The organism is Campylobacter sp. RKI_CA19_01122 (genome assembly GCF_025771325.1).
Classification (GTDB): domain Bacteria; phylum Campylobacterota; class Campylobacteria; order Campylobacterales; family Campylobacteraceae; genus Campylobacter_D; species Campylobacter_D lari_D.
The window spans coordinates 73138-96011 of sequence record NZ_JAKMPZ010000001.1; the positions used below are offsets into that span (position 1 = coordinate 73138).

The window sequence follows — 22874 nt, forward strand, 5'->3', positions numbered from 1 at the left end:
AACAATAACGAGGGATATAATGAACAGAAGAGACTTCATTAAAAACACCGCTATTGCTAGTGCTTGTGGTGTTGCAGGTCTTAGTGTTCCAAGTAGTGTACTTGCTAATACTGAGAATAAATGGCGTTGGGATAAGGCTGTTTGTAGATTTTGTGGTACAGGCTGTGGAATTTTAGTTGCAAGTTTAGATGGTAAAATTGTTGCTGTAAAAGGAGATCCAGCAGCTCCTGTAAATCGTGGATTAAATTGTATTAAAGGTTATTTTAATGCAAAAATTATGTATGGAGAAGATCGCTTAGTAACACCTTTACTTCGCGTAAATGCAAAAGGTGAGTTTGATAAAAATGGAAAATTTCAACAAGTTTCTTGGCAAAGAGCCTTTGATGAAATGGAAAAACAATTTAAAAAAGCTTACAAAGAAAAAGGTGTTGAAGGAATTGGAATTTTTGCAAGTGGTCAATATACTATACAAGAAGGATATGCTGCTGCAAAATTAGTAAAAGCTGGTTTTAGATCAAACAATATAGACCCAAATGCACGCCATTGTATGGCTAGTGCGGTTGTTGGTTTTATGCAAACTTTTGGAGTTGATGAGCCTTCTGGTTGTTATGATGATATAGAGCTTACTGATACTATTATTACTTGGGGTGCAAATATGGCAGAAATGCATCCGATTTTATGGTCAAGGGTAAGTGATAGAAAATTAAGTAATTTAGATAAAGTCAAAATTGTAAATTTATCTACTTTTTCTAATAGAACTTCTCATATAGCAGATACTGAAATCATCTTCAAGCCAAATACTGATTTAGCTATTTGGAATTATATCGCTAGAGAGATTGTTTATAATCATCCTGAAGCTATGGATAAAGAATTTATTGAAAAACATTGTATCTTTACAACAGGCTATGCTGATATTGGTTATGGAATGAGAAATAATCCAAACCATCCTAAATTTAAAGCAAGTGAGAAAGATACAGTAGCAAAACAAAATGCTATTATTGTAGATGAAGAAGAAGCGGTATCTTTGGCTTATTTAGGAGTAAAAACAGGTGATAAATTTGAAATGAAACACCAAAGTGCTCCTGATGCGCATTGGGAAATTTCATTTGAAGATTTCAAAAAAGCATTAGAGCCTTATACGCTTGATTATGTTGCTAAAGTTGCTAAAGGTAATGAAGATGAAAGCATTGAAGAATTTAAGAAAAAACTTCAAGAATTAGCAAATTTATATATAGAAAAAAATAGAAAAGTTGTAAGTTTTTGGACTATGGGCTTTAATCAACACACAAGAGGTACTTGGGTAAATGAGCAAGCTTATATGGTGCATTTTTTACTTGGCAAACAAGCTAAGCCAGGTAGCGGTGCGTTTTCATTGACAGGGCAACCAAGTGCTTGTGGAACTGCAAGAGAAGTAGGGACTTTTTCGCATCGTTTACCTGCTGATATGGTCGTTGCAAATCCTAAACACAGAGAAATTAGCGAAAAAATTTGGAAAGTTCCGGCAAAAACAATCAATCCTAAACCAGGTGCTCCATACTTAAAAATCATGAGAGATTTAGAAGATGGAAATATCAAATTTGCTTGGGTGCAAGTAAATAATCCTTGGCAAAACACTGCTAATGCAAATCACTGGATAGCAGCAGCTAGAGAAATGGATAATTTTATCGTTGTGAGTGATTGCTACCCAGGAATTAGTGCTAAGGTGGCAGATTTAATTTTACCAAGTGCTATGATTTATGAAAAATGGGGTGCTTATGGTAATGCTGAAAGAAGAACTCAACACTGGAAACAGCAAGTGCTGCCTGTAGGTGAGGCTATGAGTGATACTTGGCAAATTATGGAATTTGCAAAACGCTTTAAATTAAAAGAAGTTTGGGGTGAAACTAAGGTAAATGATAAACTTACTCTGCCAAGTGTTTTAGAAGAAGCTAAAGCTATGGGTTATAGTGAAGATGATACTTTATATGATGTATTATTTGCAAACAAAGAAGCAAAATCTTTCAAAGCAAACGATTCTATTGCAAAAGGATTTGATAATAGTGATGTTAATGGCGATGAAAGAAAAATTATAGGTAGTGATGGTAAAGAATTTGAAGGTTATGGCTTTTTCGTTCAAAAATACCTTTGGGAAGAATACCGTAAATTTGGTTTAGGTCATGGCCATGATTTAGCGGATTTTGATACTTATCATAAAGTAAGAGGTTTAAGATGGCCTGTGGTAAATGGTAAAGAAACGCAATGGAGATTTAATACTAAATTTGATTATTATGCTAAAAAAGCAGCTCCAAATTCAGATTTTGCATTTTATGGTGAATTCGCTAAAGAACTGCCAAAAGGAGATTTACTGGCTCCGCAGACTAAAGAAAAATATAGCTTGAAAAACAAAGTGAAAATTTTCTTTAGACCATTTATGAAAGCTCCTGAAAGACCGAGCGAAGAGTATCCATTTTGGTTATGTACTGGTAGGGTTTTAGAGCATTGGCATAGTGGAACTATGACTATGAGAGTTCCTGAGCTTTTCCGTGCAGTACCTGAAGCACTTTGTTATATGAATGAAGATGATGCTAGGGCAATGAAAATTAATCAAGGTGATATCGTATGGGTACAATCACGCCGTGGTAAAGTAAAAGCTAGAGTAGATTTTCGTGGTAGAAATAAACCATCTAAAGGGCTTGTGTATGTGCCTTGGTTTGATGAAAATGTATATATAAACAAAGTTACATTAGATGCAACTTGTCCATTGTCTAATCAAACAGATTTCAAAAAATGTGCCGTAAAAATTACTAAAGCATAAAAATGAAAAATAGAAGAGAATTTTTAGCCTTTACTTTTAAGCTTTTATGTATAGGAAGCGGAAGTGCATTTTTAGCAAGTTTAGCATTTAGCTCAAATCAGGAGTATTTTTTAAGACCTCCTGGGGCAGATGATGAAAAAGAATTTTTATCAAAATGTATACGATGTGGACTTTGTGTAAAAGCTTGTCCTTATGATGTTTTAAAACTAGCAAATTTAGAAAATAGTGCTAAAAATGGCACACCTTTTTTTATAGCAAGAGAAAATCCTTGTAGATTGTGCGAGGATATACCTTGTATAAGAGATTGCCCTACAAATGCGCTAGATCATAAATATTTAGAGCAAAATGATGGAATTTATAAAACAAAAATGGGTATAGCTATAATTGATAGTGCAAGTTGTGTTGCTTATTGGGGAATTCAATGTGATGCTTGTTATAGAGCCTGTCCATTGATAGATAAAGCATTAAAGCTTGAAATAAAACGCAATGAAAGAACTGCAAAGCACGCATTTTTATTACCTGTAGTAGATCATGAAGTATGCGTGGGATGTGGGATTTGTGAGAAAGCCTGTATAACGCAAAAAGCTGCTATTAGAGTTTTACCTAGAGAATTTGTCTTGGGAAAAGCTGGGGATAATTACATCAAAGGTTGGGATGAAAAAGATGAAAAACGCTTGCAAGATGTAAACACAGATAAAAATTTCAATAAAAACAAGGCTAAAGATTATCTTAATGATGGAGAATTGTTATGAAATATCTTATTTTAAGAAGAATAGTGCAATTGTCTATCTTAACTTTTTTTTCTTTTGGTATATTTAATTTTATATTAAAAGGAAATTTAAGCTCTTCAGTTTTATTTTCTTCGGTGCCGCTAAGTGATCCTTTTGCATTTATTCAACTTGTGTTAGCAAGTTTGCAAGTAGATTTAATGGCTTTAAGTGGTGCTTTGATAGTATTTTTATTTTATGCTATTTTTGCTGGAAGAGCGTTTTGTGCTTGGGTTTGTCCTGTAAATATCATTACTGATTTTGCTTATTTTATTAGAAGTAAATTAGGTTTTAATCAAGCAAGGATTTTTAATGTAAATAAAAATTTGCGTTATTATGTTTTGGCTTTTGTTTTGATTTTTTCTTTTCTTTTTTCCTTTCCTGTTTTTGAGGAATTTTCTTATATAGGAATAATCCAAAGAGGAATTATTTTCGGCGGTATTTCTTGGCTTTTTGTAGTTTTGATTGTTTTTTGTATAGATACATTTTTTAGTCCAAGATTTACTTGCTCGCATTTTTGTCCTTTAGGAGCTTTTTGGGCTTTAAGTTCGTATTTTTCATTACTAAAAGTAAGATATAACTTACAAAAATGTACTAAGTGTTATAAATGCCTTGGGGTATGTCCTGAAAAGCAAGTGCTTTGGATGATAGGTAAAGAAAATCAAGATGTAAAATCAGGTGAGTGTATAAGATGTGGAAAATGTGTTGATGTTTGCGGTGATGATGCTTTAGGTTTTAGTATAATAAATTTAAGGAGAGAAAATGAAAAATAAAATCTTTTTATCCTTAGCAGCAGCTGTTTTAATAAGTGCTTGCGGACTTGCTGTTAAAAGTGTTGATTCAAAAGATATAGGTTTAAGAAAAACAAGTTTAGAAAGTGAAAATGTAGAGTTATTGGATGCAAAGTATTCTCAAGCAATGGCTGGAGAATCTGTTTTAATTGAGAGATCATTTGAAAATGCTCCGCCATTAATTCCACATACTTTAGAGGATATGCTTCCAATTACTAAGGATAATAATATTTGTTTAAGCTGTCATGATAAAGCTATAGCTAAAGATGTTGGAGCCACTCCGCTTCCAAGTAGCCATTATTTTGACTTAAGAAAAAACAAATCTACTAAAGATATGATAAGTGATGCAAGGTTTAATTGTACACAATGCCATGTACCACAAAGCGATGCAAAACCTTTAGTAGGAAATAGTTTTGAAGCTAAATTTAAAAATGAGGAACTAAAGAAAAAATCTAATCTTTTAGATGTTTTAAATGAAGGCGTAAAATAAAACTATGAAAAAAATATTTTTAATCTTACTAATGAGTGTATATGTATTTAGTTATGAGCTTAAACTTGATTCAAATTTAAATGCCTTAAAACTTGTTGATAGTAGTTTGCTTATAGGACTTGATAATGGAGAATTAAATCAGTACTTTATTAAAGACAAAAAAATGCAAAAAATCACTCAACTTGATAAGATTAAAAATTTTTACGAAGAAAATCTTAGCCCTAGAATTTATAGTATTGATTACTTAAATGGGGCTATTTTGATTTTAAGTGAAGGTGATTTTGGTAGTAAAAGGCTTAGTATTTATAAAAATAAACAACTTTACAACTATAAGCTTTTAAGTGATGGAGTAAAAAAAGCTTTGTTTTTAGATGATGATACTATTTTATTAGCCTTGCTAGGTTCTAATATAGAGCTTTTTGATCTAAAAACAAAAAATATTATAAAAAATTTTACTTTCTCTAACTCAAGTTTAAGTGATGTGGTTTTAAATGAGACAAAAACTCAATTAGTAGCAGGTTTTGAAAGTGGTGAAATAGTACTTTTTGATGTGAAAAAGTGGCAAAAAATAAAAAGTTATAAAAATCTTCATAAAGATAATATTTATCAACTTGATTTTAAAAATGCAATTATTACAAGTTGTAGCACTGATAGAAAATTAGGCATAGCGCGAAATGATCAAGAAAAAAGCATAGAAAGAGACTTTTTAATATATGCTTGTAGTCTAAATAAAAGTGGTTCTATAGCGGTTTTTGGAGATAATGAAAAAAATATTATAGAGCTTATAGATACTAAAAATTTAAAAACAATAAAAAAATTCCAAAATAAAGATTTTTTGCTAGAATATCTTATATTTTTAAACGAGCATGAATTTATTAGTGCTGGTTATGAAGATAAAATTATATTTTGGAGTATAGATGAATCTTTCTAGTGTATTGATTTTAACTAAAGAGGAAAAATTAGAAAAACTTAAAGAGCAAATTCAACAAACACCATGTTGTAGTGTGGAATTGGCTCAAGAAGAAAAAATTATAGTGGTAATAGAAAGTGAAAATTTAGATGATGAGTTAAAAGCATATAAACAATTAGAACAGCTTGATGGGGTGATAAGTATTAATATGGTATTTTCTTATCAGGATTTGGATGAAGAAAGAGAAAAAATTTTAAAAGCAAATTTTGAGGCAAATACTTTTGATGAAAATTTAAAAAAAGATAATTTAGAATACTATGGTAATGTTTTTAGAAAGTATTGATTATGATTTTTTTAATACCTTTAATTGTGATTATTTCTTCTATTTTTATCATTGATCACTTTTATTTTTCCAAAGAGAATGAAGTTGTAAAAGAAAAAAAACAAGTAGTGCAAAAAAACACCGATTCTGATAAACAAAGATATCTTGAAAATATATTAAATCAAAAATAATCATGTACACACAAATTTCATATAAAAAATTCTTTTGGATTAATATTTTAGTTGTGATTACTCTTGCTTTAAATTTAAGAGCACCTATAACTTCCATAGGTCCTATGATAGAACATATTCAAGAATATTACAATATCAATTCTACTTTAGCAGGTATGCTAACAACCTTACCTTTAATAGCTTTTGGTCTTATATCGTTTTTTGTAGCGTATTTTTCACAAATTAAAGCTTTGTTTTTTGCTTTAATTTTGATTGTCTTTGGAGAAGTTATTAGAAGTTATGGAGGAACTATAGGTTTATTTTCTGGGGTTTTTTTGGTAGGAGCAGGCATTGCAATAGCTAATGTTTTATTACCTTCTTTTGTAAAAGAAAAATTTTCTAAAAATACTTATAAGATAATGGGTTTATATGGATCAATTATAGGCTTATCTTCAATTGCTGGCGTGGCCTTATCGCTTCCTTTGCTTAAATTTTTTGATGTACCTCAAGCTATGTTTTTTTGGGCTATATTGGCTTTAATTGCTTTGATTTTTTATTTTCCGCATTTGAAAAATAAAAGATTATTGCGCCCTAAAAAGAAAAATATTAATAAAGTAAATATCTTTTTAAACTTAACAGCCTGGAAAGTTACTATTGTAATGGGATTACAAAGTTTTTTATCTTATAGTCTTTTTGCATGGCTTAGTGTGATGATTAGTGAAAAGGGCTTTGGAATTGACTTTGGTTCTAATGTTTTATTATTATCTCAAATCATAGGAATGCCCGTGGCATTTTTACTACCTATCATTTTAGGAAAGCTTAGATCTCGTGCTAAAAGTTTTGCTATAGTGATGTTAGGGTTTTTGTATTTTTTAAGTTTTATGATGATTTTTCTTTTTAAAGTAAAAGCGATTTTGTTTTTAGCGGCTATTTTTTTAGGTTTTGCTTCTAGTGGAGTTTTTACAATTTCGCTATTATTTATTGCTATCAAAAGCTCAAATTCTATCATAGCGGCTAAACTTTCTGCTATGTCACAAGGTATAGGGTATTTAATAGCTGCTCAATCACCTTGGATTATAGGCATGCTTCATGATAATTTTAGAAATTTCACTTCAGGCTTTATTATGCTTATTATAGTAGCTATAATACTTAACATTTTTGTATTTTTGGCATATAAGGCTCCTGTGATTAAGTGAAAATTAAAAATAAATTAAAGCCTTTTTTGTTAGAATTTTAGGATTTTATTTTTGTGAGTTAATAATGCGATATACAGTAACAGAGGCTTCTATTTATGAAGCACAAGGCTTAAAAGATGAGGCTTTGGAGATTTATAAAAATATATTAAAACAAGATCCGCAAAATAAAAATGCCATTGATGCTATAAGGCGTTTGAGTGGCTTGCGTTCTAATCATGAAGATTTAAATTATGATATGCTTGATTTTTTTGTCAATATGAAAAGTGAAGAAGAAATTAATGAATTTAAAAGGTGGTTGATAAAACTATGAATATAGAAGATTTAGCAAAAATGGCTATTAGTGAAGTTAATTCAGAGTTAGATAATAAAAAAAATAAAAACGATGAATTTGCCCCTATGGTAGAAGAAATTACTCAAGAAAAAAATGTTAATACTCAAGAGAAAAAAATCAAAGAAGAAATTAGTAAGGTTGCACAAGAGCTAATCCAAGAACTAGATGATTTAGAAGTAAAAGTAAAAGATGATAAACAAAATGTCGCTATTAAGGTTGAAGCTTTAGAAGAAAAAGAAGAAAGCATTATAAATAATGAAGAATTTTTCTTGAAAAATCTTAGAGAGCGTATTTTGGTTTTATTTGAAGGATTAAAAAATACCAAAGATGAGCATATGGAAAAAAGACTAGATATGACCATTACTTTTTTAGAGTTTTTACTTGCAAAGATTGAAGATAGACTTAAAAAATGACCAAGATTTTTTAAGAATTAAAAATATACTTAAGCCTTACACACAAAGGGTTTATTTAGTAGGTGGTTGTGTAAGGAATTCTTTTTTAGATTTATCTAGTGATGATTATGATATAGAAATTTATGATATTGAGCCTATGCTTTTTGATGAGCTTATGCAAAAACTTGGTGCAAATGGAGTAGGAAAAAGTTTTTTTGTATATAAATATAAAAAATTTGATTTAGCTCTAGCACGCTATGAAAATAAAATTTTTACAGGCCATAGAGGTTTTGAAGTTAAAGTTTGTAATAATGAGCAAGAAGGAGCAAGAAGAAGAGATTTTACCATTAATGCATTGATGGTAAATATTTTTGATTTTGAATTTTTGGATTTTTTTAATGGTTTGCAAGATTTGCAAGCAAAGATTATAAGACATATTGATGATAAAAGTTTTATTGAAGATAGTTTAAGAGTGCTTCGTGGAATTTCTTTTGCATGTAGGTTTGATTTAACAATTGCAAAAGAAAGTTTAAAATTAATGCAAACTATGGATATAAGCGATTTATCTAAAGAGCGTATTAATAATGAACTTTATAAAATTTTTAAAACTTCAAGACTGAATAAAGCTTATGAGTATTTTAAAATTTTAAATTTAGAAGAAAAAATCTTTTTTTATCAAAGCTGTAATAAAGAATTTGAGAGACTTTTAGAGTGTAGCCAAAAGTTAATTTGTGATGAGGCTTTGTTTTTGTATTTGTATTTGAATTTTTTTCATATAAATAAAGAGGAATTTTTTAAAAAAACAAAATTAAAAAAAGAGCTTTTAAAAAAATGTGAACAAGAATTTATTTTAGGTAAAATTGATGATTTTAATTTAGCTAAAATTGCTTTAAAAATACCACTTTGCAAATGGCTTGGACTTTGGAATAATGAGCGTATAACACAAGCAAAAAAAATAAATTTATACTATCATGCTTTTGAAAGTAAAATTAGCGCCAATGACTTACTAAAGGAAGGATTTAGCGGGAAAGAACTTGGAATTGAACTTGAAAAAAGAAAATTACAAGAATTAAAAAACTATATAAAGGAGTAAAAATGAATGAGTATATTTTAAAAATTTCATGCAGCGATGAAAAAGGATTGATTTATAGAATTTCAGATGTTATTTTTAAATATAGAATCAATATTATAAAAAATGATGAATTTGTTGGAGAAAATCGTTTTTTCTTTAGGGCGCATTTAGAAGGTGAGCTTGATATAAAAGCTTTTAAAGGAACGCTTGAAGCTATGCTTCCTGATAATGCACAAATTGAAATTACCTCAAAAAGAAAAAAAGATATTATTGTTTTAGCTACTAAAGAAACTCATTGTTTAGGTGAGTTACTTATCCGTCAATTTAGTGGAGAATTTAATGCAAATATTAAGGCAGTTATTGCAAATTATGATGTATTAAAACCTTTAGTGGATAAATTTAACATACCTTTTCATACTATTTTAGCACAGGATTTAAGCAGACAAGAGCATGAAAAAAAACTACTAGAGTGTTTAAAACAATATGAGTTTGATTATATTGTTTTAGCAAAATATATGAGAATATTATCTCCATCTTTTGTAGAGAATTTTGAGGGGAAGATTATTAATATCCACCATTCTTTTTTACCTGCATTTATAGGAGCTAATCCTTATAAGCAAGCTTATGAAAGAGGGGTAAAGATTATAGGTGCAACAGCACATTTTGTAAATAATAACTTAGATGAGGGGCCAATTATTACCCAAGATGTTATACCGGTTACTCATGAATATTCTTGGCAAGCTATGCAACAAGCAGGGCGTAATGTAGAAAAAAATGTTTTTTCTAAGGCCTTGGATTTAGTGTTTGATGATAGGATTTTTATATATGATAATAAAACAATAGTATTTTAATCTTGATGCTAAAAAGCATCAAGATTAGCATGAATAGCAAGTTTTAAACTCATATGCAGTTGGTCTAGCTTCTACAGGCCATACTTGAGTTTCAAATTTCATATGTTGATAATCATCAATAAATACATCACTCATAACAGGCTTTAAAAAGGCATTTTTTCTAATGAGTGCTTCCAAAGATCCTCTTAAAGTGTGAGGTAATTGCTCTATACCTTTTTCTCTAATTTCATCTAGGGTTAGTGCAAATAAATTTTCATCCATAGGACCTACCGGTATGGTTTTATTTTTAATACCATCAAGTCCTGCCATAAGCAAGCTTGTAAAAGCTAGGTAAGGATTGGAAGTGCTATCAGGAAATCTTATTTCAACTCTTGCGCTTTTTTCATTAATACCATAAGGCACGCGACAACTTGCAGAGCGATTTTGGCAAGAATAAGTTAGTATGCAAGGTGCTTCAAAACCTGGAACTATTCTTTTATAAGAATTTGAACTAGGATTGGTAAATGCAGCAACACTTCTTGCATTAGCTAAAATTCCACCGATGTAATTAATCGCATATTCACTTAATTTTCCATATCCTTCTTTATCATAAAATAAATTTACTCCATCTTTCCAAAGGCTCATATGCACATGCATACCACTTCCATTATCTCCATAGAGTGGTTTTGGCATAAAGGTCGCTGTTTTTCCATTTAAATGTGCTACCATTTTAACTACATATTTATAAATTTGTACATTATCAGCAGCTTCAACTAAATTTCCAAATTCTACACCAATTTCAGCTTGTCCTTGTGCTACTTCATGATGATGTACGAAAGTTTTTAAACCAACTCTTTCTAAAACTTGTACCATTTCAGCTCTAATATCCACACTAGAATCAATAGGACTTACAGGAAAATATCCACCTTTATTTCTTGGGCGATGTCCACTATTGTAACTATCTGTAAAATCTTTATTATCATTCCATTCACCTTCTTCAGTATCTACTTCATATTTTGCACAGTGAGAAGAATCAACTATTTTTACATTATCAAAAATAAAAAATTCATTTTCAGGACCAAAATAAGCAGTGTCAGCGATATTACTTGTGCTTAAGTGTTGCATTGCTTTTTTAGCAATACTTCTTGGACATTTTTCATACATTTGATCTTTATAAATATCATATACATCGCAAATTACTATGATAGTAGGATCAGCTGTAAAAGGATCTAAAAACGCACTTTCCACATCAGGTTTTAAAATCATATCTGATTTTTCTATAGGCTGCCAACCATGCAAAGAGCTTGCGTCAAAAGGAATTCCGTTTTCAAAGGTTTTATCATCAATTGCTTTTATATTATAAGTGATGTGATGCCAAGTGCCTATCATATCAGTAAATCTAAAATCAACAAATAAAACTTCATGTTCTTGACAATAACTAAAAAACTCATCAATGTTATTTACAAATTTACCCATTTTTTTCTCCTTTTTATTTTTTGGGTTTTTTAATTTATTTTATAGATTGTAGTATATTTTTTTTAAATTAAGTTTAAATTAATATTTTTTTTATAATCAAATTAAAAAAAAGATCATTTTGTGTAAAAAAATAATTAATTGGTAAAATTAATGTTGATTTATATTTTTTTGTAATATAATCTCGCATTAGTTTTTTTATTAAAAAAGGTGTAACAATGACTCAAGAAGAATTAGATGCTTTAATGAATAGCACTGAAGACTTAGATCTTGATTCTGTAGAAGAAACAGAAGAAAAACCAGATACAGATTATGAAGATGAGGAAAAAAATAAGCAAATTGTCAATGATATGATTAATGGTGATTATAAAGCAAGAGCGGATATGGCTTGGCCACCACCACCACCTAGTAAAGAACATAAAGTTGTACATCAACTTGATGATGTTACAAGAGATAGCGAAATAAAAGCCACAGAGATGATGGAAAAATTAGAAGCTATTAACGATTTTTTTGCAAATTCTGAGAGTGATCTTTGTGTAATCAGTGATGCTTTAAATAAAAATATAGAAATTTTTGAAAAATTAAATGCAAAATTTCCTAATGTGGTAAGCTTTAAAGAAGCTATTGAGATAAATAACAATGCTAAAAATATCATAGATGAGATTACAGGTTGTTTGCAAACTGGACAAGATGAAGTTATGATGGCAATGGATGCTATGCAATATCAAGATATTCATCGTCAAAAAATTGAGCGTGTTATTAATGTTATGAGAGCTTTAAGTAGATATATGAGTAGTTTGTTTGAAGGTAAAATTGATGATGAAAAACGCGTGGGATCTGCTGTGCATATCGAAGGAGATACAACTGCAGATGTTGTAAGTAATGATGATATTGAGGCATTAATCGCAAGTTTAGGAAAAAAATGATTATTCCTGAAATAGTAGCTCCTGCAGGTAATTTTACAAAATTAAAAATAGCTTTAGCTTATGGAGCTGATGCTGTTTATGCAGGAGTGAGTAATTTTTCATTAAGAGCAAGAACTGCTAGAGATTTTAATTATGAAACTTTTAAAGAAGCTATTGAGTACACGCATGCAAAAGGAAAAAAAATTTATGTAACGATTAATGGATTTCATTTTAGCTCACAAATTGAAGGTTTGAAAAGGCATATTTTAAAATTAAAAGAAATGAAACCCGATGCTTTTATAGTAGCTTCTGTAGGTGCTATGCGTTTGGTTAAAGAGCTTGCACCTGAAATCAATCTTCATGTATCAACCCAAGCTAATATTTTAAATTACTTAGACGCTCAAGTTTATAAAGATATGGGAGCTAAGCGTGTTGTTATAGCAAGGGAACTTGGTTTAAAAGATGCAAAAGATTTGAAAAATAATTGTGACATAGAGCTTGAAAGTTTTGTCCATGGTTCTATGTGTTTTGCGTATTCTGGCAGATGTTTGATAAGCTCAGTGCAAAGTGGACGCATGAGTAATCGTGGATCATGTGCAAATGATTGTAGATTTAACTATGAACTTTATGCAAAGAACCCAGAAACTAATACACTTTTTAGACTTGAAGAAGATGAGAATGGCACGCATGTGTTTAATTCTAAAGATTTAAATTTAAGCTCGTATATTCAAAAAATTATGCAAGAAGATTGCATTCATGCTTTTAAAATAGAAGGAAGAACGAAAAGTGAGTATTATGTAGCTTTGACTACAAGAACTTATAAAATGGCAGTGCAAGATGTATTGCAAAATACTTTTGATGCGGCTAAGTATGAAAAAGAAATTCATACTTTAAAACACAGAGGTTTTACAGATGGATATTTAGTTTCAAGAGCTTATGAAAAAACCGATTCAATAAATCATAATACAAGTATAGAAGAAGGAACCCATCAAGTGCATGCTATTAGCGAAGATGGTGAATTTTTTAAATGTAAGGGTAAGATAGAATTAAACAAAGAATATGAAATTCTAGCTCCGGTTGATTCTAATATAGAATTAGGGGAAAATAAACTAGGTTTAGTATATGAAAATGAAGGAAAAAATTTCATAGTGTTTAAACAATTATTAGCAAAAAACAATAAAGAATTTAGTGAAATTCATAGTGGTAATGAAAATGAAATTACTTTGCCATTTAAACTTCCAGAATTTAGCTTTTTAAGAAGGAGTGTTGAATGAAATTTGTTTCCATATTGATGGGAAGTAAGAGTGATTATGATATAGTAAAAGAAGCTTTAGGAATTTTGGAAAAATTTGATGTAAAATATGAAGTCTTGATCACTTCAGCTCATAGAAGTCCTCAAAGAACCCAAGAATACATCAAAAATGCTGAAGAAAAAGGTGCAAAAGTATTTATTGCTGCAGCGGGTATGGCAGCTCATTTAGCAGGAGCTGTTGCAGCACATACAACAAAACCTGTTTTAGGTATACCTATGCCAGGAAGTAATTTAGCTAGCATGGATTCTTTATTTTCTACTGTGCAAATGCCAAGTGGAATTCCTGTAGCAACTGTGGCTATAGGTAAAGCAGGGGCTATTAATGCAGCTTATTTGGCAGTGCAAATTTTAGCAATAGAAGATGAGTCTTTAGCGCAAAAATTATTAGAAGATAGACAAAAACAACAAGAAAAATTAATCCAAGATTCTAATACAATTGAAGTTTTTCTTTAAGGAGCGTATATGCAAACTTACTTGGAATTGAAAGAATTTTGTCAATTAGTGCATTTATCTGAAGATGTTGTAAAAGGAATGATGGCAAATGGTGCTTTAAATTTCAAAGAAGAAGAAGGTAAAATTTATATAGAAGCTAATCAAGGTACTTTTAGCGTAGTTCCTTCAAGTTCAAAGCAACCTGCTATGGTAAATTCTATGACCTTGGCAGGAGAAAGTTTTGTAGAAAAAACTATAGGGACTATTTTAAATTTACATGAAAAAGTTCTTGATGCTAAGGATGAAACCTTAGAAGCTTTAAAGGGTGAAAACAAATTTTTAAAAGATGCTCTTTATTCTATGCAAGAGCTTTATGATGAGGATAGAAAAACTATAGAAAATCTTAACGAGCAACTTAAATATGCGCGTAATGAAGTTGAATTTCTAAAAAGAAAATATAAAATGATGTGGAATAAAACAGTGGAATTATATGCAAATTCGCCTGAGAAGTCTGAAGAATTAAAGGAAGAAAAATGACTTTTTCTCAAATGATTTTAAATTTACAAGAATTTTGGCAAAAGCAAGGTTGTGCTATTATGCAACCTTATGATTTTCCAGCAGGTGCAGGGACATTTCACCCGGCAACTTTTTTAAGAAGTTTAGGTAAAAAACCTTGGGCGGCTGCTTATGTAGCACCAAGTAGAAGACCAACTGATGGAAGATATGGTGAAAATCCTAATAGGTTGGGTGCTTATTATCAATTTCAAGTTTTAATTAAACCAAGCCCTGATAATATCCAAGAATTATATTTAAAAAGTTTAGAAAATTTAGGCTTTGATTTAAAATCACATGATATTCGTTTTGTTGAAGATAATTGGGAAAGTCCAAGTTTAGGTGCTTGGGGTTTGGGTTGGGAAGTTTGGCTTGATGGTATGGAAGTTACACAATTTACTTATTTTCAACAAGTTGGTGGTATAAGCGTAGATTTAGTTAGTGCTGAAATTACTTATGGCTTGGAAAGACTTGCAATGTATTTACAAGATGTAGATAATGTATATGACATAGTTTGGAATGAATTTAACGGCGAAAAAATTACCTATAAAGATGTTCATAAGCAAGGTGAGTTTGAATTTAGTAAATATAATTTTGAAGTAAGTGATGTAAAAACTTTAAATATACAATTTGAAAATGCTTACAATGAGTGTAAAAATGCATTAGATGCAAAACTTGCTTTACCAGCATATGATTATTGTATGTTAGCAGCACATACTTTTAACTTGCTTGATGCAAGAGGAGCTATTTCAGTAACTCAAAGACAAGATTTTATGCTTAAAATTAGAGAATTATCTAAAAGTTGTGCTTTAGTATATAAAGAAAGTTTAGATGAAAATTAAAGAAATTTATGATTATTTAGATACTATTAGTCCATTTAATACGCAAAGTTCATGGGACAATAGTGGTTTATTGCTTGGAAATTTCGATCAAGATGTAAATAAGATTTATCTTGCGCTTGATGTAGATATGCATTTAATTGAAAATGCAAGCGAAAATTCACTTTTTATAGTCCATCATCCTTTAATTTTTAAAGGTTTGAAGAATTTAAGTGGAGTGCTTTATCCGCAAAATCTTCTTACAAAAATGATACAAAAAAATATAGCCTTGATTGCTATGCATACAAATTTTGATTTAAGTCATTTAAATACTTATTTTACTAGCGAAATTTTGGGTTTTAAGATCAAAGAACAAAATGAATTTTTGATCTATTGTGATGTAGATTTTCAATTAGATACATTAGTTGATCATGTTAAAAAGTGTTTAAAGCTTAATCATATTAGGGTTGTTAATGCTCATCAAGAAAAAATAAAAACTTTAGCAATATGTACAGGCAGTGGTGGAGATTTGATTTCTAGTGTAAAAGCAGATTGTTTTTTAAGTGGAGATTTTAAGTATCATCAGGCCTTAGAAAGTTATCATAATAAACTCAATTTGATTGATATAGGTCACTATGAAAGTGAGTCATACTTTGGTGAAATTTTAGCAAAAGATTTGCAAAAATTTCATTTAGAAGTTATAATATCAGTTTCAAAAAATCCATTTCAATATTTTTAAGGAAAAAATCAATGAATAAATATTTAGAACAACTTATAGCTTTATCGCAAATTGATAAAGAGTTAGATGGTTTTGCAAATAAAGTAGAAGATGCTACAAAGGATTTAAAAGAAAAGCGTAATTTGCTTGATAAAACTGAAGAAGAAATTGCAGGTTTTGAAAAAGATATTAAAGATATAGAAAATCAAAAAATACAAAACAATAACCATATTGCAGAATTTGGTGTGAAAATTAAAGAAATAGCCAAAAAAAGTGCTGCAGTGAAAACTGAAAAAGAAGCAAATGCTTTAAAAATCGAAGAAGATATAGCTAAAGAGCAACTTGATGCAGCAAATGAAGAGATAGAAAGATTAGATAAAATTTTAGAAAACAAAGAAAAATTTATACAAGAATTGCAAACTAAGAGAACTGAACTTGAAAATGAAGTGGATCAAATAGATGCTCAAACAAAAGTTGTATTAGTTGATATTGAAAAAGAAAGATTAGAGATTTATGATAAAAAAGTAAAGCTGGTTGGCGAAATAAATCAAAAAGTTTTAACTTTTTATGAGAAAATTAGAAAATGGGCGGGAAATAGTGCTGTAGTTCCTGTGAAAAAACATGCTTGTTATGGCTGTTTTATGAGAATTTATGATAAAACTTATTTAGCAGTTTTAAAAGGTGATGAAATCGTAACTTGTCCGCATTGTGGAAGAATTTTATATAAAGAAAAAGAAGAAAATCAAAATTGATTTTTTTTTATTACATTTTTGCTGTGATTATATATGTAATCGCAGTTCCTTTTTTGTTGATTTTAAGTTTTTGTAAAGAAAAATATAAAGTATCTCTAAAATCTAGATTTTTTCTTTACAAAAACTTAAAACAAGAACAAGGAGATATATATTTTCATGCTTGCTCCTTTGGGGAGATTAAAAGCATTGCTCCCTTAATAAAACTTTTTCCAACTTGTAAAATTTCAACCATCACGCAAACTGGATTTAATGAAGCTTTAAGACATTCTAAAAAAGTAAATTTTTTACCATTTGAAATTTTTATACCTTTTTGGATGAAACCTTGCAAAGTTTTGATTATTTTTGAAGCAGAGCTTTGGCTTATGCTTGTATTGATGGCTAAATTTTATAATGCAAAAGTTATTTTATTAAATGCTAGGATTAGTGATAGATCTTTAAAAAACTACAAGCGTTTTAGCTTTTTTTATCGTTTGATTTTTAAATATATTGATGTTGTGTTTGCGCAAAGTCAAAAAGACAAAGAAAGGTTAGAGTGTTTGGGTGCTAAAAATGTTGCAGCATATAAAAATATCAAAGCATATATAAAACAAGAACAAGTGAAAAATTATTCAAAACCTAAGGCTAGGGTTATTATATTTGCTAGTACGCATGAAAATGAAGAACGATTATTGCTTAATGAGATTAAACTAGAAGAAAATGATAGATTAATTATCGCTCCAAGACATCCGGAGCGTTTTGGTGAGGTTGAGGGGATTTTAAAAGATTTTTGCCAAAAAAATCATTATAATATGCAAAAATTTTCAGACTTTACTTTAAGTGAAAATGATTTTGCAAATTTTTTTAAGACCAAGTGTTTATTACTAGATACTTTGGGTGAGCTAGAAAGTTTTTATAAGATTAGTGATGTAGTTTTTTTGTGTGGCTCTTTTGTAAAAAATATAGGTGGGCATAATCCTATAGAAGCGGCTAGATGGAATAATGTTATTATCTCGGGGAAATATTATTTTAATCAAGAAAGTTTATATCAAGAAGTTGATGATTTGTATATTTGTGAGAGTGTAAAAGATATAAATGATTTTTTAAAGCAAAAATTATCACAAGCACGAGTTAAAGAGCAAAATGATTTAAATGAAATTATATTAAGTATAAAAGAAGGTTTAGATGCAAGAAAAAGCTTATAAATTGCTTGCAATGCAAGAAAAAATTTCTAATAATGCAGCAAAGGATTTGATTGATAAAGGCTGTGTTTTTGCTATGGGTAAAAAGGTTGTTATAGCTAGAGCTTTGATGAGTTCTAAAACAAGATTTGTTGTGCAAAAAATAAAAAAAGCAAAAATACTTTTTGAAGATGATAAAATCATAGCCTTAAATAAGCCTTATGGAGAAATTAGTGAGAATTTAGAAGGTGTTTATAATGCTAAATTAATTAACAGGCTTGATAAAGAAACAAGTGGAGTTTTGCTTTTAAGCAAAGATGAGGAATTTAGACTAAAATGCATTCAAGAGTATAAAAAACAAAATGTTTATAAAAGCTATTTAGCTATTGTCGATGGAGTAATTGCTGAAGAACTTGAAATTTGTGAAAAAATAACTACTATAAAAAATAAATCCGGAGCTTTTAGTAAAATCGATAAATTTGGCTTAGAAGCTCATACTCAGGTTATACCTTTAATGGTAAATGCAAAAAAAACTTTAATAAAAGCAGTCATTAAAACAGGTAGAACACATCAAATCAGAGTGCATTTAAATCATATAAAACATGGTATTATTGGCGATGAAAAATATGCAAAAAATAGCTCTTCTAGAATGTATTTGCATTCTTATGAAACGCATATTTTTGATTATCAATTTAAAGCTTTACTTGATGAGAGTTTTAATGCTTATGGTTTTGAAATAAAAAATTTAAATTTTTAAAGGCGTTTAAAGCTAAAAGGGTTTATAATTTAGCTTTTTAAAATTTTAATAAAGGGAAAATAAAGTGTTTGAAATAGTTAGTGAGTCATTTAAATCCGCGGTTAATAAGCTTCGTTTTGTTGATGATGAAAAAGCTTTAAAAAATGCTCTTGACACTTTAAAAAAAGCCCTTTTAAAAGCAGATGTACATCATAAAGTTACAAAAGAATTACTCACTTTAGTAGAAAATGATGTAAAAACTAATGGCATAGGCCAAAAGCAATTTTTAGACTCAATTAAGAAAAATTTAGAAGAAATTCTTAGTGTTAAAGGTAAAAATCAAGGTTTTGTATTTGCTAGTAAGCCACCTACGGTTGTTTTGATGTGCGGTTTGCAAGGTGGTGGTAAAACTACTACTACGGTAAAAATTGCTAATTACTTAAAACTAAGAAATAAAAAAGTATTAATTGCTGCATGTGATTTGCAAAGATTAGCTGCGGTAGAGCAATTAAGACAACTCACTCAAGCTAATGAGCTTGATTTATTTTTTATAGAAAATGAAAGCAATCCTTTAAATGTAGCTAAACAAGCTTTGGAAAAAGCAAAAAATTCTATGTATGATGTTTTGCTTGTAGATACTGCCGGTCGTCTGGCAATTGATATAGCTTTGATGAATGAGCTTAAAGAAGTAAAAGCTATTTTAAATCCTGATGAAGTATTTTATGTAGCTGATGCTATGAGTGGTCAAGATGGAGTTAAAACAGCAAGTAGCTTTAATGAAGCTTTAGAAATCACTGGGGTTATTTTAAGTAAATTTGATGCAGATACTAAAGGTGGTGTTGCTCTAGGTATAGCTAAACAAATTGGTGTGCCTTTAAGATTTATTGGTGTTGGTGAGAAAGTAGCTGATTTAGAAGTATTTATCCCTGATAGGATTGTTAATCGTATCATGGGTGAGGGTGATTTGGCGACTTTGGCTGAAAAAACTGCCGCTATTATAGATGAAAAAGAAGCAAAAAAACTTAATAAAAAAATCAAAAAAGGTGAATTTAATTTCAATGACTTTTTAAATCAAATGGAAAGTGTTAAAAAACTTGGTAGTATGAAATCAATCATTGGTATGATACCTGGTTTATCATCTATGGCAGCAAATATTAAAGATATTGATTTGGATAATTCTAAAGAAATTATTCATATTAAAGCAATGATTTCATCAATGACGCCAAAAGAAAGAGAAAATCCTGATTTGTTAAACAACGCAAGAAAGCGTCGTATTGCAGAGGGTGCTGGTTTATCTCAAATGGAAGTAAATCGCTTTTTAAAACAATTTAGTAATGCAGCTAAGTTGGCAAAAAAATTTTCAAATAAAAAAGGAATGGAAAATTTTATGAATATGTTGCAGCAAGCTAAAAGACCGCAATAATTAAAGCTTTTTTATGGATATATGAGTTAAAATATCTATAACAAAATTTTAATTTTTTTAGGAGTATTAAAATGACAGTAATCAGACTTACAAAAATGGGACGCAAAAAAAGACCATTTTATCGTATAGTTGTAACTGATAGTAGAAAAAGACGCGATGGTAGTTGGATAGAAAGCATTGGATATTATAATCCTATGGTTGAACCTGAAGTAGTAAAATTTGATGCTGAGCGTTTAGCTTATTGGAAGAGCGTAGGTGCTAAATTAAGCGATAGAGTAGCAGCTATTACAAGCAAATAAAAATGGTTGAAAATTTTTTAAGAGAATACGCAAAATTAATTGTTGATTTTCCTGAAAAAGTTGATATACAAAAACAAAATTTAGAAAACAATTTTGCTGAAATTATCATTTATGTTGATCCAACTGATACTGGTAAGTTGATCGGAAAAAACGGGAAATTAATCAACGCAATAAAAACAGTTATTATGGCTTATAAAGTTAAAGATGCAACTTCATATCGTATAACGGTAAAAGCTATTGAAGAATGATTTGGTCCAAGTTGCTAAACTTGGGAAAAGTGTTGGTTTGAAAGGTTATGTAAAATTACATAATTTAAGTGATTTTTATGAGCAGTTTAAAGCAGGTGCTAAATTTTTTGATGGTAATCAAAAAATTTACACCATAAAAGCTTTCGATAAAACAAGATCTTTGGTTTTATTTGAAGATTTTGAGAATTTAGAATCTGCAAAAAAACTAACTAATATTACACTATTTCAAAGCATAAAAACTACAAAAGAAACTTGTAAGTTAAAAAAAGATGAGTATTTTTATTTTGATATTATAGGCTGTGAAATTTTTGAAAATGAACAAAAATTAGGTATAGTTGAAGATATTTTAGAAAATGGAGCTGGATTTTTATTCTGTATAAAATGCGATGAAAAACTACAGACAAAGGTTAAAAACTTTTATATTCCTTATGTTGATAAATATATTCAAAAAGTTGATATAGAAAATAAAAAAATATTCACACAATCTGCTTTAGATATTTTAGAAAATTCATGAAATATACTTTTGTAAGTTTATTCCCAGAGCTTATTGAGCCTTATTTTAAAACTTCTATTTTGGCAAGGGCAAAAGAAAAAGGAATTTTAGAATTTGATTTTGTTAATCCTAGAAATTTTACTACAAATAAACATCTAAAAGTAGATGATTATAAAATAGGCGGTGGTGCGGGACTTTTATTACAAGCTCAGCCTTTATATGATTGTTTAACGCATATTAAAAGCCAAGATAAAAATACGCATTTTATTTTTCTTTTACCATGTGCTAAAACTTTTAAGCAAATAGATGCTAAAAGATTAAGTGTCAAAGAACATATTTGTTTTGTATGTAGTAGATATGAGGGTTTAGATGAGCGTATTGTGGAAGAATTTGCTAATGAAGTGTTTTCTATAGGAGATTTTATACTTACAGGTGGAGAGTTAGCATCTTTGGTGATGTGTGATGCTATTAGTAGAAATATTCAAGATGTTCTTGGAAATAGTGAAAGTTTAAGTGAAGAAAGTTTTGAAAATGATTTATTAGAAGCACCATCATTTTCTAAGCCATTTGTTTTTGAAAAGGAAAATAAAAAATTTTATGTTCCTTCAGAGTTTTTAAAGGGAAATCACGCTAAAATTACAGCTTTAAAAACTACTTTGGCGTCTTGCAAAACGAAATATTTTCGTCCTGATTTGTATCAAAAGCATGAACGCAAATTTTAAGGAATATCGTTATGAAAAATAAATACATTGAGCAATTTGAGCAAAAACAAATTGAAGGTAAAAATGTTCCAGAATTTCGTGCTGGAGATACTTTAAGACTTGCTATTCGCATTAAAGAAGGCGATAAAACAAGAATTCAAAATTTTGAAGGTATTTGTATAGCGCGTAGAGGAAATGGTGTAGATGAAACTTTCATTGTGCGTAAAATAGGTGCTAATAATGTAGGTGTTGAAAGAATTTTCCCTATTTATAGTGAAAGTTTAGAAAGTATTACAGTATTAAGAAGAGGTCGTGTACGCCGTGCTAGATTATTCTATTTAAGAGATAGAAGAGGTAAGGCTGCTCGTATTAAAGAACTTAAAAAATAAAATGAAATTTAGAACTCAAATGCATGAAGTAATTTCTTGGGAACAAGAAATTGAAAATGGCATAAATATATCTAAAAAAATAGAAAATGCTTATGCTAAGGAAATATGCATAAATATGTCAAAGGATAGCTTTATGAAAGATCATAAAGCACCTTTTGATATTACTATACAAGTATTAAAAGGCTCTATTGATTTTGGAGTTTTAAATCAGCAAATTCTACTTAAATCTTTAGATAGCATTAGTTTAAAAGCTAATGAAATTCATAATCTTTTAGCACTAGAAGATTCTATAGTGCGTTTAACTCTATATAAACAAGATAGCCTTGAACGCGTTGAGAGTGTTTTGAAATCTTAATTTAAGTCTCATTTTGTATAATTTTAGCTTACTTAAAATTAGGAAG

29 protein-coding genes are annotated in these 22874 nt (G+C 29.4%); 28 read left to right on the plus strand and 1 reads right to left on the minus strand.

Features of this window, described 5'->3' with window-relative positions; translation table 11 throughout:
- The first annotated feature begins 19 nt into the window (after window positions 1-19).
- From napA to purU, 12 genes are all read left to right on the plus strand, one after another.
- Window positions 20-2794, plus strand: coding sequence for a periplasmic nitrate reductase subunit alpha (gene napA, locus L8U37_RS00370; protein WP_263728316.1), 2775 nt, complete (start codon window positions 20-22; stop codon window positions 2792-2794).
- Between the two features lie 2 nt (window positions 2795-2796).
- A complete protein-coding gene (gene napG, locus L8U37_RS00375; protein WP_133318731.1) occupies window positions 2797-3546 on the plus strand; it encodes a ferredoxin-type protein NapG in 750 nt (249 codons plus the stop codon).
- Window positions 3543-4334, plus strand: a complete 792-nt coding sequence (gene napH / locus L8U37_RS00380; RefSeq protein ID WP_263728317.1) for a quinol dehydrogenase ferredoxin subunit NapH — start codon at window positions 3543-3545, stop codon at window positions 4332-4334. The genes napG and napH overlap by 4 nt, the downstream gene beginning before the upstream one ends.
- On the plus strand, window positions 4324-4842 hold the full coding sequence (locus tag L8U37_RS00385; protein WP_133318733.1) for a nitrate reductase cytochrome c-type subunit: 519 nt from the start codon (window positions 4324-4326) through the stop codon (window positions 4840-4842). The genes napH and L8U37_RS00385 overlap by 11 nt, the downstream gene beginning before the upstream one ends.
- Window positions 4843-4846: 4 nt before the next feature.
- Window positions 4847-5773: a WD40 repeat domain-containing protein gene (locus tag L8U37_RS00390; RefSeq protein WP_220566846.1), complete on the plus strand. Its 927-nt coding sequence runs from the start codon at window positions 4847-4849 to the stop codon at window positions 5771-5773.
- Complete coding sequence (locus tag L8U37_RS00395; RefSeq protein ID WP_133318735.1) at window positions 5760-6095, plus strand: chaperone NapD; 336 nt, start codon at window positions 5760-5762, stop codon at window positions 6093-6095. Before L8U37_RS00390 ends, L8U37_RS00395 begins: the two co-directional genes overlap by 14 nt.
- A 2-nt stretch (window positions 6096-6097) precedes the next feature.
- Window positions 6098-6265: a hypothetical protein gene (locus L8U37_RS00400; RefSeq protein ID WP_087699327.1), complete on the plus strand. Its 168-nt coding sequence runs from the start codon at window positions 6098-6100 to the stop codon at window positions 6263-6265.
- A gap of 2 nt (window positions 6266-6267) precedes the next feature.
- Complete coding sequence (locus tag L8U37_RS00405; protein ID WP_220566844.1) at window positions 6268-7440, plus strand: MFS transporter; 1173 nt, start codon at window positions 6268-6270, stop codon at window positions 7438-7440.
- A 61-nt stretch (window positions 7441-7501) separates the two neighbouring features.
- The gene (locus L8U37_RS00410) at window positions 7502-7750 is read left to right on the plus strand and encodes a hypothetical protein (protein WP_087691144.1); all 249 of its coding nucleotides are present in this window, start codon (window positions 7502-7504) and stop codon (window positions 7748-7750) included.
- The gene (gene ciaD / locus L8U37_RS00415; RefSeq protein WP_220566843.1) at window positions 7747-8184 is read left to right on the plus strand and encodes an effector protein CiaD; all 438 of its coding nucleotides are present in this window, start codon (window positions 7747-7749) and stop codon (window positions 8182-8184) included. The genes L8U37_RS00410 and ciaD overlap by 4 nt, the downstream gene beginning before the upstream one ends.
- The gene (locus tag L8U37_RS00420; RefSeq protein WP_263728318.1) at window positions 8153-9256 is read left to right on the plus strand and encodes a CCA tRNA nucleotidyltransferase; all 1104 of its coding nucleotides are present in this window, start codon (window positions 8153-8155) and stop codon (window positions 9254-9256) included. Before ciaD ends, L8U37_RS00420 begins: the two co-directional genes overlap by 32 nt.
- Window positions 9257-9258: 2 nt before the next feature.
- On the plus strand, window positions 9259-10086 hold the full coding sequence (purU, locus tag L8U37_RS00425) for a formyltetrahydrofolate deformylase (RefSeq protein ID WP_133318739.1): 828 nt from the start codon (window positions 9259-9261) through the stop codon (window positions 10084-10086).
- Between the two features lie 24 nt (window positions 10087-10110).
- Here purU and glnA read toward each other — a convergent pair whose 3' ends face one another.
- Window positions 10111-11541, minus strand: a complete 1431-nt coding sequence (glnA, locus tag L8U37_RS00430; protein WP_133318740.1) for a type I glutamate--ammonia ligase — start codon at window positions 11539-11541, stop codon at window positions 10111-10113.
- 215 nt (window positions 11542-11756) lie between these two features.
- Between glnA and L8U37_RS00435 the strand changes: the two genes are divergently transcribed.
- From L8U37_RS00435 to L8U37_RS00510, 16 genes are all read left to right on the plus strand, one after another.
- The gene (locus L8U37_RS00435) at window positions 11757-12464 is read left to right on the plus strand and encodes a protein phosphatase CheZ (protein ID WP_220566841.1); all 708 of its coding nucleotides are present in this window, start codon (window positions 11757-11759) and stop codon (window positions 12462-12464) included.
- Window positions 12461-13717: a peptidase U32 family protein gene (locus tag L8U37_RS00440; protein ID WP_220566840.1), complete on the plus strand. Its 1257-nt coding sequence runs from the start codon at window positions 12461-12463 to the stop codon at window positions 13715-13717. Before L8U37_RS00435 ends, L8U37_RS00440 begins: the two co-directional genes overlap by 4 nt.
- Window positions 13714-14208, plus strand: a complete 495-nt coding sequence (gene purE, locus L8U37_RS00445; RefSeq protein ID WP_133318743.1) for a 5-(carboxyamino)imidazole ribonucleotide mutase — start codon at window positions 13714-13716, stop codon at window positions 14206-14208. Before L8U37_RS00440 ends, purE begins: the two co-directional genes overlap by 4 nt.
- A 9-nt stretch (window positions 14209-14217) precedes the next feature.
- The gene (locus tag L8U37_RS00450) at window positions 14218-14724 is read left to right on the plus strand and encodes a DUF3972 domain-containing protein (RefSeq protein ID WP_220566839.1); all 507 of its coding nucleotides are present in this window, start codon (window positions 14218-14220) and stop codon (window positions 14722-14724) included.
- Window positions 14721-15581 (plus strand): glycine--tRNA ligase subunit alpha, encoded by an 861-nt coding sequence (glyQ, locus tag L8U37_RS00455; RefSeq protein ID WP_133318745.1) that lies wholly within the window; start codon window positions 14721-14723, stop codon window positions 15579-15581. Before L8U37_RS00450 ends, glyQ begins: the two co-directional genes overlap by 4 nt.
- Entirely contained in the window at window positions 15571-16296 is a 726-nt protein-coding gene (locus L8U37_RS00460; RefSeq protein ID WP_133318746.1) for a Nif3-like dinuclear metal center hexameric protein, read from the plus strand. The genes glyQ and L8U37_RS00460 overlap by 11 nt, the downstream gene beginning before the upstream one ends.
- Before the next feature lie 11 nt (window positions 16297-16307).
- Window positions 16308-17027: a zinc ribbon domain-containing protein gene (locus L8U37_RS00465; protein WP_133318747.1), complete on the plus strand. Its 720-nt coding sequence runs from the start codon at window positions 16308-16310 to the stop codon at window positions 17025-17027.
- The gene (waaA, locus tag L8U37_RS00470) at window positions 17024-18208 is read left to right on the plus strand and encodes a lipid IV(A) 3-deoxy-D-manno-octulosonic acid transferase (RefSeq protein WP_263669825.1); all 1185 of its coding nucleotides are present in this window, start codon (window positions 17024-17026) and stop codon (window positions 18206-18208) included. Before L8U37_RS00465 ends, waaA begins: the two co-directional genes overlap by 4 nt.
- Window positions 18189-18941 (plus strand): pseudouridine synthase family protein, encoded by a 753-nt coding sequence (locus L8U37_RS00475; RefSeq protein ID WP_263669824.1) that lies wholly within the window; start codon window positions 18189-18191, stop codon window positions 18939-18941. The genes waaA and L8U37_RS00475 overlap by 20 nt, the downstream gene beginning before the upstream one ends.
- 64 nt (window positions 18942-19005) lie before the next feature.
- Entirely contained in the window at window positions 19006-20343 is a 1338-nt protein-coding gene (gene ffh, locus L8U37_RS00480) for a signal recognition particle protein (RefSeq protein WP_220566836.1), read from the plus strand.
- Window positions 20344-20414: 71 nt separating this feature from the next.
- The gene (gene rpsP / locus L8U37_RS00485; protein WP_012661702.1) at window positions 20415-20642 is read left to right on the plus strand and encodes a 30S ribosomal protein S16; all 228 of its coding nucleotides are present in this window, start codon (window positions 20415-20417) and stop codon (window positions 20640-20642) included.
- 2 nt (window positions 20643-20644) lie between these two features.
- On the plus strand, window positions 20645-20890 hold the full coding sequence (locus L8U37_RS00490) for a KH domain-containing protein (protein ID WP_043019956.1): 246 nt from the start codon (window positions 20645-20647) through the stop codon (window positions 20888-20890).
- A complete protein-coding gene (rimM, locus tag L8U37_RS00495; protein WP_133318751.1) occupies window positions 20880-21404 on the plus strand; it encodes a ribosome maturation factor RimM in 525 nt (174 codons plus the stop codon). The genes L8U37_RS00490 and rimM overlap by 11 nt, the downstream gene beginning before the upstream one ends.
- Window positions 21401-22105 (plus strand): tRNA (guanosine(37)-N1)-methyltransferase TrmD, encoded by a 705-nt coding sequence (trmD, locus tag L8U37_RS00500; protein ID WP_133318752.1) that lies wholly within the window; start codon window positions 21401-21403, stop codon window positions 22103-22105. The genes rimM and trmD overlap by 4 nt, the downstream gene beginning before the upstream one ends.
- 11 nt (window positions 22106-22116) lie before the next feature.
- Window positions 22117-22473 carry a 50S ribosomal protein L19 gene (gene rplS, locus L8U37_RS00505; RefSeq protein WP_012661698.1) on the plus strand — a complete coding sequence of 119 codons (357 nt, stop codon included), beginning with the start codon at window positions 22117-22119 and terminating at the stop codon, window positions 22471-22473.
- 1 nt (window position 22474) lies between these two features.
- Entirely contained in the window at window positions 22475-22828 is a 354-nt protein-coding gene (locus L8U37_RS00510; RefSeq protein WP_243705616.1) for a cupin domain-containing protein, read from the plus strand.
- Window positions 22829-22874: the final 46 nt, after the last annotated feature.